This window comes from Longitalea arenae (genome assembly GCF_016924755.1).
Lineage (GTDB): Bacteria > Bacteroidota > Bacteroidia > Chitinophagales > Chitinophagaceae > Niastella > Niastella arenae.
This window is the reverse complement of sequence record NZ_JAFFJX010000004.1, coordinates 1-13,539: the sequence shown is the minus strand read 5'-3', so window position 1 is coordinate 13,539 and position 13,539 is coordinate 1. Positions and strand designations below refer to the sequence as shown.

Below are 13,539 nucleotides of genomic sequence, written 5' to 3'. Positions count from 1 at the left end.
CGCGCTAATGTGTTTGTAATTGTTCTTCTGCTAGTGTAACCGGATCTTTTCTTGGATCTATAACGAGGAGTAAGGCAAATCAACAGGCCTTTTATGCACAATCATTATGCCATTAATGATTTTCTATACTATTCAGTGATTTGATCAGCGCATTGAATGCTATATGATTATATTTGAAAAATCTATTACAGCTATTGAAATGGCGAATAAGCCGTTCCTTTTAATTGGAACCGGCTGCCAAACGTTTAACATTATGATCATGAATACAATAAAGCGTATGGGAAATTTTACCCGCCTGGTAATTACCGGTTTTATTACGTTGTTAATGGTAAATACAAAGGCGCAAACAACAACCATACCCTCCCTCATCCCTTACCCGGCTTCACTCACAACCGGCAAAGGAGAATTTATTATTACACCCGGTACTGCTATCGTCTATGAGCCTAAAGATGGGTTTGATAAGCCGTTGGCCGAATTGTCACGGCTCATTCCATCGGGCAGATCATTACCACGGCCCTCAACCAAAGTGATCGAATTGCAGAAAGATGCTGCTATTGCATCGGCCGAGGGATATAATATTGTTATCACTGAGCAGAAGGTGCTGCTGAAAGCGGCTACAACGGCCGGAATGTTCCGTGCCGTACAAACCATCCGGCAATTGCTGCCGCCGGCTGCAGAGAAAAAGACAAGCAGCACCGAAAACTTGACGCTTCCGGCGCTTTCCATTACCGATGCGCCTGCTTACGCCTGGCGCGGCATTCACCTCGATGTGGCCCGTCACTTCTTTAGTATCGAATACCTGCAGAAGCTCATAGATAGAATGGCCCTGTACAAGCTCAATAAACTGCATTTGCACCTCACCGACGACCAGGGCTGGCGTGTAGAGATCAAAAAATACCCTGCCCTCACCGAACAGGGCGCCTGGCGAACATTCGATAAAAACGATTCTTTCTGCATGCGCCAGCAAAAAGACAATCCCGATATGGCCATTGAACCGAAACATATCGTTCAACGCAATGGCAAAACCATGTACGGTGGTTTTTATACGCAGCAGCAATTGAAAGACCTGGTGCAGTATGCTGCTGACCGCTTTATCGACATTATTCCCGAGGTTGATATGCCCGGGCATATGATGGCTGCCATTCATGCTTTTCCTGACCTGTCGTGCGAAGGCGGAAGCCAGTGGGGTGAACTGTTCTCTACGCCTGTTTGTCCGTGCAAGGAAAGCACTTTTGAATTTGCACAGAACGTTTTTAGCGAGATCATGAACATTTTTCCTTCTGAATATATTCACCTTGGCGCCGATGAAGTGGATCGCAAAAGCTGGGAACAAAGTTCCCTTTGCAAACAGTTGATGGAAAAAGAAGGATTAAAGAACTCGGCAGAACTGCAAAGTTATTTTGTAAGAAGAATGGAAAAGTTCTTTCAATCGAAAGGCAGAAAGCTGATCGGTTGGGATGAGATCCTCGAAGGGGGCATCAGCCCTACGGCACATGTTATGTACTGGAGAAGCTGGGTGCCTGAAGCACCTATTTCGGCTGCCCGTAATGGTAACCAGGTTATTATGAGCCCCGGCAATCCCCTGTATTTTGATAACCTGCCCGATGCACATTCCCTGGCAAATATTTACAACTTTAAGGTAGTGCCCGAAAAGCTTACGGCTGCAGAAGCGAAGTACATCATTGGGGCCCAGGCCAACCTGTGGACAGAACGGGTTCCTTCCGAGAACCGCGCCGATTACTTATATTTTCCCCGGATGCTGGCATTGGCGGAAAGAGTTTGGAGCCAGCGGCTCGACTTTACTGCCTTTGAACATCGCCTGCCGGCCCATTATAACCGGTTGGAAGCACTGGGCGTTCACTACCGCTTGCCCGACCTGGGTGGTTTTGCCGGACAAAATGTGTTTGTCGACCAGGCTATATTAGCCATCAAAAAACCCCTGCCCAACCTGGTGTTACGTTATACCACCGATGGCAGCTTGCCGCTTACCAAATCACCCGTACTGGGTAAGTCGCTGGTCATTAAACAACCGGCAACAATTAAAGTGGCTGCTTTTACACCCGGTGGTTTGCGGGGAGATATCTATACCCTCGAGTATAAAAAAGAAAAGTACCGCGAGCCGGTCGCTACCCTGGTTAGCAGGCCGGGATTGAAATGCAATTATTTTAAAAAATATTTTCTGAATACCGGTGGTATGAGATCGCTTCAGCCCGATAGCCACTTTGTTGCGCAAAATATTGTAGTGCCGGCAACTGTTAATGCACCTTCTTTTGGTTTGCAATACCAGGGTTATATCGATATTCCTGAGACCGGCATTTACAGTTTTTACCTGCTTTGCGATGATGGAGGCACATTGACCATTGCAAATAAAGAAGTGGTGAATAATGATGGCCAGCATGCGCCACAGGAGAAAAGCGGACAAATTGCATTGCGGAAAGGATTGCATCCGTTTGCCCTGCACTTTATTGAAGGCGGTGGCGGGTTTACCTTGCAGCTGAAGTACAGTAAAGGCAACGGTCCGGTAATGAATGTTCCCGACAGCTTCTTTAAACACTAATAAAACGGTCCCGGCTCAACCGGGACCATTTTTCTGAATGCTAATATCTAAACTAAATCGGAAACGCTTTATTGCTCCAGTTTAATCTCGCCGATATCAGTTGCCTGACCATCAGTTATAGTAACGCCGTCTTTTGCGGCATTTTTATAAGGAGGCTTGGCCTCAATGATCACGCGGTAAGTGCCTGGTTTAGCATCTGTAATTTCAAAAGCTCCCTTATTGATATCAGCTCTTAATGTGTCAGTGGAAGACAGTGCCCATGCTCTAACTGCAGCATCTGCCGGATTCACTGTTCCTTTGATGGAACCAGTTCTAACAGCATTGAAAGCAAACAAACCGGCAGCAGCAAATGCGAACGCTACCAAACTCATCTTGGCATTTTTCATAACTCAACAAATTATAGGTTTAATAAATAATGATTGCCTAATCTTCTGCTACAAAATTCGCGGCGATAACAAGGGTGGAATTATATAAGATCATCGACGTTCATCAGATAATCGTCAATGGGAAAGACAAGTACTATGCCAGAAAACGCGAGTTGAATATGAAAATATTTTAACATTTTTTAACCGGCCTGTGGCATAATAAAATGTTTAAAGCCCGTGTGGAATTTTTTCAACACAACTTGTATCTTCGTTTGTGTACCATAGTTAGTGTGTTCATCTTTTTATAATACAATGTAATAACGAAGTGATGCAGGTAGTGAAGGCAACAAAGGTGCTGAACGGCTTACATGTGAATGATCTTATTGGGTGCCGGGACCTTACAGGCGGCTGAAACCGTTTTCGGGTCTTTTACCGTAAAACATGGCCATATAGCTATTTTTAATGAAAACCAACATTTTTTAAGGATATTACGTACCTAATACGTACGATCAACCAATATGATGAATAAAAATCTACAAAGCCTGATCACCTGCTTTGCGTTTATATTGGGATGCCTGGTTACCGGTAAAGCGCAGGACAGGTGCGGAACCATGCCCGCGTTGGAACATACTTTTAAAAAGAATCCCACCCTCAGATCGCGTTTTGAGGTGCAAACCCGTAATATCCAACAGGCTGCAAGGGAAAGAAAGGCCCGTCAGCAGGCGCTTCGCATAACAGGTGCCACCATGTATATACCGGTTGTATTCCATGTCGTATTAACCAACCAGGCATGGGTTACAGACGCCCAGATCCAGAGCCAGCTTGATCAGTTGAACCGCGATTTTGCCGGCCTTAACCCCGATTCTACCCGCATTCCGGCGGCCTTCAAACCGCTATTTGCGAAAACAAATATCCAGTTCAAACTGGCCCAGCGAACCCCCGGTAATGAGCCGTCGACCGGTATTGAGCGGGTAACCACTTTTCAGCAGGATTTCGATATAAACGACTCCCGGGTGAAATACAATTCAACGGGCGGCGCCGATGCCTGGGACAACACCCGCTTCTTTAACGTATGGATCACCAATCTTTCGGGCGGCTACCTGGGATATGCCACGATGCCTGGCGGCGCCATTGCCAGTGAGGAAGGAGTGGTGATCAAATACACCGCCTTACCGGGTGGTATCGATCCATACGATGTAGGCCGCACCCTGGTGCATGAATCCGGCCATTATTTTGGCCTGAACCATATCTGGGCAGATGAGAATTTCTGCAACGCCGACGACGGTATTGACGATACCCCCAGGCAGGGAACCTATACATCCGGTTGCTGGAATGGGGTGAAACTGGATACTTGCGCCAAAGCTTCGCCCGGCATCATGTACCAGAATTACATGGATTATACCAATGATGCCTGTATGGTGATGTTTACCGAGGATCAGAAGATCCGGATGGAAACCACGGTAAGTATGTACCGGGCTTCCCTGCTCACTTCGAATGGCGCCGACCCGGTAATTGCATACAATCTCGATGCTTCGGCCAAAAGCATTACCACGCCGTTACAGCGTATCTGCAGCCCGGCTTTCGCCCCGGTAATCACTTTGCGGAACAACGGGGCAATGACTTTAACCAGCGCTACGATTATTGCCACCCTCGATGGTGGAGCGGCAGCTTCCACTACCAGCTGGACCGGCTCACTGCCGGCATTATCAGAAACGCCGGTTACCCTGAATGGGCTAACGGTGGCCGAGCCAGGCGCCCATGTACTCACGGTCGTCATCGCATCGCCCAACGGCAGTACCGATGAAAATGCGGGCAACAATACGATCACTCTTAATTTCCTGTATCAATTGCCGGTATCGCCCCCTTTAACGGAAAGTTTTGAAGGCAGCGCTTTCCCGCCCACAGGCTGGGATATTCTAAATCCCGACCAAAATATCGGCTGGTCAAGAACGACGGCTGCAGCCAGAACCGGTACTTCAAGTGTGGTGATCCGTAATTTCGATTATGCATTCAATGGCCAGAAAGATTATCTCCGGCTGCCGCTGATCAATATTCCCAGTGGCGATTCTGCATTCATGACCTTCCAGGTGGCGGCGGCTGTAATAACAGACCCGAAAGACTCCCTTAATGCCTTCGATACGCTGGAGGTACTGGCGAGTAGGGATTGCGGCGCTACCTATACCTCCTTGTATAAAAAAGGAGGTAGTAATTTAATAACCCGGGCGGCTGCTACCACCACATCCTTCGTGCCCACATTCAATGAATGGCGTAAAGATTCGGTGAATCTGACACCTTTCATCAATAACGGAGAAATACTTCTGGCTTTTGCCAATACCAATCAACATGAAAATAATATTTACCTCGATGATATCAATGTATACAGCCTCAGCATAAGCCCGGTGCTTAAAACAAAAGGCTTTTTGATAACGCCGAATCCTACCACAGGCAGGATCACCGTGCAGTTCTATCCCTATCCGGCATTTATTAAAGGCATAAATATCTTCAGCAGCACCGGTCAAAAGCTGGCATCGCAACGGTTGAACAGCACCGGCAGCAGCGGCTACAGTTTCGATCTGAGTATGTTTGCCAGCGGCGTTTATATTTTACAGGTAGTGCTGGGCGATAAAGTGATCACACAGAAGGTGATTAAGCGCTAGGGTATGCAGGTTGCAGGTTACAAGTTTCAGGTTGCAGGGAATACCGTTGCCGGCTACCATTAATCAGGTTGCAGGTTACAAGTTTCAGGTTGCAGGGAATACAGTTGCCGGCTACCATTGATCAGGTTACAGATTACAAGTTTTAGGTTGCCAGGGAGAATGCCGGCGTTTTTGTTAAGCCCCTCAAAGGAAAACTGTGCACGGGACACCTGCCACCTGTAAAACCAGAGAACCATTGGGAGCTCAATTTCCGATACAATGGTGCATGTAAGCCGCACGACTATAATTTTCTACTCTCCAAGCGTCCATCTTCCAATACAGCCGCATGGGTTATACAGGAAGGCAGATCCTTGCTGTAATGACTTACATACAGCAGCGTGGTGTGAAAGGTTTCACACAATTGATTGATGAGTGTTTTAAAATAACCGGTCTGTTCCTCATCCAGCCCCTGGCAGGGTTCATCCAGGATCAGCAGGGGCGGATTCTTTACCAGCGCCCGGGCCAGCAATACCATGCGTTGCTGCCCCAGCGAAAGTTGAAACAGCGGCCGCCGTTGTACGGTCTCCAATTTCAGTAAAGCGATCCAATGCCGTACCTGCTCCTGCTGAGCCGCATTTATTTGCCTGAAGAGGCCGATGGTGTCGAACAGACCCGAGGCAATTACATCGAAACAGGAAGTGCCGCGGTCAAAGTACAGGTGCAGTTCAGGAGAAACAAAACCGATGCGGCGTTTGATGTCCCAGATGCTTTCGCCGCTTCCCCGCCGCTGGTCGAAGAGGTATAACTCATTGGCATAGGCTTGCGGATTATCGGCTGTTACCAGGCTTAACAATGTGCTTTTACCGGCGCCATTTGGTCCGGAAATACTCCAGCATTCACCTTTCTTCACTTCCCAGTGAACGTTTTGCAGAATTGTTTTTTCGCCGTAGCGGATGTTTACGTTCACCATTTTAACTGCCGTATTGAAGTGATTGGCATCACCCGTGGCTTTTAATGTTTTAATGATCTCGGCAGGCAGGGCAGGCGCAGTTATAATGGACTGCACAGGCATAACCGATCGTTTTCCTGCTTTAACCAGTTCGCCTTTTTCGAGCAGGGCCACATGGGTAATGCAATCGGGCAGTTCCTGCGGCGGCGTCACCAGAATGATGGTGATGCCGCTGGCAGCGATGTTATCGATGATCCGGTGCAGGGTCTGCCGGCCTTCCACGTCCAGCCCCACAAATGGATTATCCATAATAAGTACGGCCGGATCGAGGAAAAGGGCTTTGGCCAGCTGTAGCCGTTTATTTTCGCCGTTTGAGAGCTGGATCAGCGGTTCGTCCAGCACATGCCCAAGGTGAAGTTGCTCGATCCAGTTGCTCGCTGGTGATGCGCTGAGAAAGGGTGCGAGGGCTTCCTGCACGGTGAGGGTGTCTTCCGAATCGGCCGAATTATAGCGCTGCTGGTAATAGAAATCGCTGGTATTTGACCGGTTTTTGAAATGGTGCTGTTGTTCAATGAGTAAAATGCGGTTTGCATGGGTATGGTTGGGCAAATGGTACGAAATGGCGCCGCTGTGAAAAATGGTACCGGCCATAACATGGGCCAGGGTGGTTTTACCGCTGCCCGACCTGCCCACAATGGCCCATTGTTCTCCGGGTTGAATGGTTAGATTGATATTTTTTAATATATTGATGCCATTGGCAGTAACCGAAACATCGTTCAATTGGGCCAGTGCTGTACTCATGAATTAACTATTTGTGGATCAGGCTGCAACTTACAAAGAGAAATGATCTTTGCACCTTATAAACCAATTAAAGCCAGGGGCCGGCCCAATCAAATCTTCGGCCACATAGCCAATCAACTTTAATTTTCCACACTAAGTTAATAACTCGATAAAAAAACGGTTGCCGTCATTTGGCTATATTTGCCCGTTCAGGCGTTTTTGGTGTACGATTTGCACACAGGGTGCGGCTGCGCCTTTTTTTGCCTGCATATGGCAGTTATAGATTGATAATGAATTACATAATAGGTTGGGGCAGATATGATAAATAGATGAATAACGAACCGGACGTACAAGTGAGTGACACAACTGTAGCCCAAAGCAGCACCGATGCTGGCCATATAATGGAAAAATGACATTTGAGCGGTAAAAAGCAGCAATACTCAAAACTCAGAACATAGAAGAATATCCGTATAAACATGGCAAAAACAGAAAAAAACGACTTGTTTGATTATACCGAAGACTCGATACGATCGCTTGATTGGCGGGAACACATCCGGCTGCGCCCGGGTATGTACATCGGTAAGCTGGGCGATGGTTCAAGCCCCGATGACGGTATTTACGTATTGATCAAGGAGGTGATCGATAACTGTATCGATGAATATACCATGGGTTATGGTAAACAGATAGATATTACCATTAACGAAAAATCGGTTACTGTACGGGACTATGGCCGCGGAATTCCCCTGGGTAAAGTGGTGGAAGTAGTGAGCAAGATCAATACCGGCGCCAAATACGATAGCAAGGCCTTTCAGAAAAGCGTGGGTTTGAACGGGGTAGGTACCAAAGCGGTGAACGCCCTGAGTACCTATTTTAAAGTGACCGCTTACCGCGAAGGCCGGGAAAAAACGGCTGAGTTTGAACGCGGCGTGCTTACAAAAGACCACAAAGAAAATAAAACAACGGAAAGCAACGGAACCCTCGTTACTTTCATTCCCGATGAAACGGTATTCAAGAACTTCCATTACATTCATGAGTACCTCGACAGCCAGTTGTGGAACTATTGTTACCTCAATGCCGGTCTGGTCATTAATTTCAATGGTAAGAAATACGTTAGTAAGAACGGTCTGCTCGACCTGTTGCAACGCAAAACAAATGAAGACGAGCTGCGCTATCCCATTATTCACCTCAAGGGAGAAGATATTGAAGTAGCTCTTACCCATGAGAATCAGTACGGCGAAGAATACTATTCATTCGTAAACGGACAGTATACGACCCAGGGCGGAACCCACCTGGCGGCCTTCCGCGAGGCGGTTGTAAAAACCCTGCGTGACTTTTATAAAAAGGATTATGATGCGGCCGATATCAGGGCCAGCATTTGCGCCGCTGTATCGGTGCGCGTGCAGGAGCCGGTATTTGAGTCGCAGACAAAGACCAAATTGGGCTCACAGGTAGTGTATGAAGGCGGTCCCTCCATGCGCAATTTCGTGGGCGATTTCATGTCGAAGGAGTTGGACAATTACCTGCACCGCAACCCTTCCGTAGCTGATGCCATGAAAAAACGCATCGAGCAAAGCGAACGGGAGCGCAAGGAACTGGCCGGTATCAAGAAGCTGGCCAACGAACGTGCTAAAAAGGCCAACCTGCACAACCGCAAATTGCGCGATTGCCGCTACCACCTGAACGATGAGCCAACCGGCCGCGATAAGGAAATGATCATTGAGAAGGCAAAAGAAAGTACCATCTTCATTACAGAAGGTGATTCGGCCAGCGGATCTATTACCAAATCACGGAATGTGGAAACCCAGGCAGTCTTCAGCTTGCGTGGTAAACCGTTGAACTGTTTTTCACTGACCAAAAAAGTGGTGTATGAAAATGAAGAGTTCAACCTGCTGCAACACGCGTTGAATATTGAAGAAGGTTATGAGGGTTTACGCTATAACAATATCATCATTGCTACCGATGCCGATGTGGATGGTATGCACATCCGCCTGTTGATGATGACCTTCTTCCTGCAGTTCTTCCCCGACCTGGTAAAGAATGGTCACGTGTACATCCTGGAAACACCGCTCTTCCGCGTGCGCGATAAAAAGCAAACATTCTATTGTTATGATGAAGCCGAAAAACAGGCGGCTATAAAAAAGCTGGGTGGCAAACCCGAGATCACCCGCTTTAAAGGATTGGGTGAGATCTCACCCGAAGAGTTTGCCCGTTTTATTGGTCCGGAAATGCGTAAGCAACCGGTGATCATCGAGCAGGGCGAGCACGTGCAGCAGTTGCTGGAATACTATATGGGTAAGAATACCCAGGAAAGACAGGAGTTTATCATTGACAACCTGCGGGTAGAGCTGGATCTGGTGGAAGAAGAGGAGGAGAAGAAATAAGAGTTACCGGTTGCCGGGTCCCGGTTACCGGTAAAAATTCGGAGCGCCTGATCACAGGTATATTGATCGACATTCAAGGCGCTGCAACTGGTAACCGGTAACTGGTAACCGGCAACTGGCAACCGGCAACCTGCAACACAAAACAGTTAACCAGGCCATCTTTTTATAGAAAGAATAAAGTTATATGTAAATGATCCATATAGTTTTTAACGAAGCTGATGTAGAGGTTTTGAAAAAAGCCATCGAGCTCGATGAAACATTACAGGGCGATGTGATCCAGATAAAAGACGATTATGCGGTTGGTCCCATAAAAGACATATACTCCGAGGAAGGCATTGAGGCCCGTAAGCAATGGTGGCGCGAAGTGCTGGCCGGCGGTGATTACGACGGTAAAGTAGATACCGGCGAGGTAGATGATATGAAAACCGTCGTTGACCTTATTGTTCAGTTAGCGCGTAATCCCGACGAGAAAGTATATATCTGGGCCGCCCAGAACAAACACGATGTAAGCGGTTACTACTGGCTCATGAGCCAGCTAAAGGACTTTCAGGGAAGATTGTTCATACTTTATTTGAACAACCTGCCCTTTATCAATGAAAAGGGATTGATCTTCTATCCCGAATGGCTGAGCCAGATCCCACCCAGAGAATTCCTGAAGGCCAAAAAACTGGCCCGTCCCATCACGCTCAGTGAATTTGAAGTAGACCCCGATGAATGGACGCGTTTGCAAAACGAAGACAAAGGCGTGCGGTTGCTGGAAGGCGGCAAGAAACTGGCCCAGAAGGACTATGATTATTACGACGAGGAACTGAAGAAATACATTACCACCGACTGGCAGAAAGCCAGCAAGATCATTCATAATTTCCTGAACAAAAGCAAGCAAACGACCGGCGACGCCTATATGCTCTGGCGTTTAAAGCAATTGCTGGCTGGCGGCAATTACGATGTACAGGGAGAATTGAAGGGAATGAAGGATTTTGAGGTGAAAGGTAAATCGGCTCAGGCTGCTGCAGTAACGGAAGAAGTACCGCAGTAGTAATCAGGAACAAGGAATGAAGAATGAGCCTTGAATGACGATCAATGAAGTAAGTTAATGTCTATGGTTCCGGAACGATAACCATAGACTACAAACCAGAAACTATAAACTTATAATGGCAAAAAGCAAAGACAATAGTTTTTTACAGCAACACAACGATTCAGGGGTAACCGGCCAGTATAAGAACTGGTTCCTTGATTATGCTTCGTATGTGATCCTCGAAAGAGCCGTGCCGGCTGTTGAAGACGGATTGAAACCCGTGCAACGCCGGATCCTCTATGCTATGAAAGAAATGGATGATGGCCGTTTTAACAAGGTGGCCAACATCATCGGGCAGAGCATGCAATACCACCCGCATGGCGACGCCAGTATTGGGGATGCCCTGGTGAACATGGGACAAAAAGACCTGCTGATCGAGACCCAGGGTAACTGGGGTGATGTACGTACCGGCGATGAAGCAGCAGCCCCCCGTTACATAGAGGCCCGCCTGAGCCGTTTTGCGCTGGAGGTTGCTTTTAATGCCAAAACCACCGAATGGGCGGTAAGTTACGACGGCCGTAAGAACGAACCGGTAACGCTGCCGATGAAATTCCCCTTGCTGCTCGCACATGGCGCGGAAGGTATTGCCGTGGGTTTGGCTACCAAAATATTGCCACACAACTTTTGTGAGCTTATTGAAGCGGCTATCAAATACCTGCGTGGAAAGAAATTTGAGCTCTATCCCGATTTCCAGACGGCCGGCATGATAGACATTACCAACTACAATGAAGGTAAACGTGGTGGTAAAGTACGCGTACGGGCGCATATTGAAGAAGTTGATAAAAAAACACTGGCGATCCGCGACGTTCCTTATGGCGTTACCACAACGCAGCTGATGGATTCCATTGTAAAAGCCAATGAGCAGGGCAAGATCAAGATCAAAAAAGTAACCGATAACACGGCCGCCGAAGTAGAAGTGCTGATCGATCTGGCGCCGGGCATTTCACCGGATATTACGATCGATGCGCTGTATGCGTTCACCGATTGTGAAGTGAGCATTTCTCCCAATGCCTGCGTGATCGTTGATCAAAAGCCAACCTTCATCAGTGTACATGAGTTGCTGCGCATTTCAACCGACAAGACCAAGGACCTGCTGAAGCGCGAGTTGGAGATCAAACTGGCCGAGCTGCAGGAAAAATGGCATTACACCTCACTGGAAAAAATATTCTTCGAAGAGAAGATCTATAAAGAGCTTGAAAAACGCTATTCAACCTGGGAAAAAGTATTGGATGGTATTACCGAAGCCTTCAAGCCCTATCGCAAACAGCTTCGCCGCGATATCACCCGCGAAGATATTGTTAAGCTTACGGAGAAGCCGGTACGCCGCATTTACAAGCTCGACATTGATGAGCTGAACGAGCAGATCAAAGGGCTCGATAAAGACATTAAACAGGTAAAACACGACCTGAACAACCTGGTTGATTTTGCCGTTGCTTATTATGAGGGATTACTCCAGAAGTATGGTAAAGGCCGGGAGCGCAAGACCGAGATCAAACTGTTTGAAGCCATTCAGGCCAAGCAGGTAGCTATTGCCAATACGAAACTCTATGTGAACCGGGCCGATGGATTCGTAGGTAGCGGTTTGAAAAAAGATGAATTTGTAGTGGATTGTTCTTCACTAGATGATATCATTGCCTTTACCAAGTCGGGCAAAATGAAGATCGTGAAAGTATCTGAAAAAGCCTTTATCGGCAAGGATATCATTCATGTGGCTGTTTTCCAGAAGAACGATGAGCGCACTACCTATAATATGATGTATGTTGATTCCAAGACGGGCATCACCTACGCCAAACGCTTTAATGTAACGGGTATTACGCGCGATAAAGAATATGATCTTACCAATAAAGGTGCTGAGAAATCAAAAGTACATTACTTCAGCGCCAACCCGAATGGCGAGGCGGAAGTGGTAAGGGTTATATTAGACCCGAACAGTACGGCCCGTAAGAAGGAATTTGATTTCTATTTTGAAGAGCTGGAGATCAAGAGCCGTCAAAGCCTGGGTAACCAGGTAACCAAGTTCAGGGTTAAATCGGTTAAATTCAAAGAAGCCGGTAAATCAACGCTGGGGGGTAAAAAGCTGTGGTTCGACGATCAGTTCGGCCGCTTGAATACCGAATCGAAAGGGGAGTACCTGGGCAGCTTCCAGCCAGAAGATAAGATCCTGGTGGTTTACAGCGATGGCAACTACGAGATCACCGACCAGGAACTGACCCAGAAATTTGATATCGAGAAGGTGATCGAGATCGAAAAATTCGATCCGGAGAAGATCCTGACCGCCATTTACCTGGATAATGACAAACAGCAGTTCAATGCAAAACGGTTCAAGATCGAGACCACAACCTTGCGCAATAAGTTTATGCTCATTAAAGAAGGGGAAGGCAATTACCTGGAAGCGGTGACCACGCATCCTGAACCGATCGTTCAAATTAAAACGGGCAGGGGAGCACAGGTTCGCACCCAGAAGATCAAGATCGCTGACATGGTAGAGGTCATGGGCTGGAAAGCGGTTGGTACCAAACTGGCCGACTTCAGCAAGAGCACCGAATTTGAATGGGTAATGAAAGAGCAGAAAGAAGATCCGGAGCAACCGGAGTTGTTTTAAATATTAAAGCCGTCTTAACGTAAATAAAAAATGCCTTCCGTTCGCCGGAAGGCATTTTTCTATAGTAGTGCGCCCGGCACGGGCGCAAACTCTAGGGTGGAAGTCCCGAACGCACCTTGATAGTGGGAAGCGTTAACCAAAGGCAAGGGTGTCCTTCGTGAGGGGGAATCTAAAGGAAGCCGGCGGTAAATCTC

General features: G+C 47.5%; 7 protein-coding genes. 5 read left to right on the top strand and 2 right to left on the bottom strand.

Going from position 1 to position 13,539, the window contains the following annotated elements:
• Window positions 1-259: 259 nt before the first annotated feature.
• Complete coding sequence (locus JT717_RS10875; protein ID WP_205510350.1) at window positions 260-2,557, top strand: family 20 glycosylhydrolase; 2,298 nt, start codon at window positions 260-262, stop codon at window positions 2,555-2,557.
• Window positions 2,558-2,625: 68 nt separating this feature from the next.
• On the opposite strand, the gene JT717_RS10870 is transcribed toward JT717_RS10875, so the two are convergent.
• The gene (locus JT717_RS10870) at window positions 2,626-2,943 is read right to left on the bottom strand and encodes a peptidase associated/transthyretin-like domain-containing protein (protein WP_205510349.1); all 318 of its coding nucleotides are present in this window, start codon (window positions 2,941-2,943) and stop codon (window positions 2,626-2,628) included.
• A 497-nt stretch (window positions 2,944-3,440) separates the two neighbouring features.
• Between JT717_RS10870 and JT717_RS10865 the strand changes: the two genes are divergently transcribed.
• Window positions 3,441-5,579, top strand: a complete 2,139-nt coding sequence (locus JT717_RS10865; protein WP_205510347.1) for a M43 family zinc metalloprotease — start codon at window positions 3,441-3,443, stop codon at window positions 5,577-5,579.
• A 280-nt stretch (window positions 5,580-5,859) separates the two neighbouring features.
• Here the strand turns inward: JT717_RS10865 and JT717_RS10860 are convergent, their stop codons facing one another.
• Window positions 5,860-7,308, bottom strand: coding sequence for an ATP-binding cassette domain-containing protein (locus JT717_RS10860; RefSeq protein WP_205510345.1), 1,449 nt, complete (start codon window positions 7,306-7,308; stop codon window positions 5,860-5,862).
• A 455-nt stretch (window positions 7,309-7,763) separates the two neighbouring features.
• Between JT717_RS10860 and JT717_RS10855 the strand changes: the two genes are divergently transcribed.
• The 3 genes from JT717_RS10855 (at window position 7,764) to JT717_RS10845 (ending at window position 13,345) form a co-directional block, all read left to right on the top strand.
• Window positions 7,764-9,668, top strand: coding sequence for a DNA topoisomerase IV subunit B (locus tag JT717_RS10855; RefSeq protein WP_205510343.1), 1,905 nt, complete (start codon window positions 7,764-7,766; stop codon window positions 9,666-9,668).
• Between the two features lie 190 nt (window positions 9,669-9,858).
• Window positions 9,859-10,704 (top strand): DUF1835 domain-containing protein, encoded by an 846-nt coding sequence (locus JT717_RS10850; RefSeq protein ID WP_205510342.1) that lies wholly within the window; start codon window positions 9,859-9,861, stop codon window positions 10,702-10,704.
• Window positions 10,705-10,819: 115 nt separating this feature from the next.
• Window positions 10,820-13,345, top strand: coding sequence for a DNA gyrase/topoisomerase IV subunit A (locus JT717_RS10845; protein ID WP_205510340.1), 2,526 nt, complete (start codon window positions 10,820-10,822; stop codon window positions 13,343-13,345).
• Window positions 13,346-13,539: the final 194 nt, after the last annotated feature.

Excerpts from the sequence above, each read along its gene's own strand:
- JT717_RS10875 (WP_205510350.1), top strand. The coding sequence starts at position 260 with ATGAATACAATAAAGCGTATGGGAAATTTTACCCGCCTGGTAATTACC.
- JT717_RS10870 (WP_205510349.1), bottom strand. The coding sequence starts at position 2,943 with ATGAAAAATGCCAAGATGAGTTTGGTAGCGTTCGCATTTGCTGCTGCC.
- JT717_RS10865 (WP_205510347.1), top strand. The coding sequence starts at position 3,441 with ATGATGAATAAAAATCTACAAAGCCTGATCACCTGCTTTGCGTTTATA.
- JT717_RS10860 (WP_205510345.1), bottom strand. The coding sequence starts at position 7,308 with ATGAGTACAGCACTGGCCCAATTGAACGATGTTTCGGTTACTGCCAAT.
- JT717_RS10855 (WP_205510343.1), top strand. The coding sequence starts at position 7,764 with ATGGCAAAAACAGAAAAAAACGACTTGTTTGATTATACCGAAGACTCG.
- JT717_RS10850 (WP_205510342.1), top strand. The coding sequence starts at position 9,859 with ATGATCCATATAGTTTTTAACGAAGCTGATGTAGAGGTTTTGAAAAAA.
- JT717_RS10845 (WP_205510340.1), top strand. The coding sequence starts at position 10,820 with ATGGCAAAAAGCAAAGACAATAGTTTTTTACAGCAACACAACGATTCA.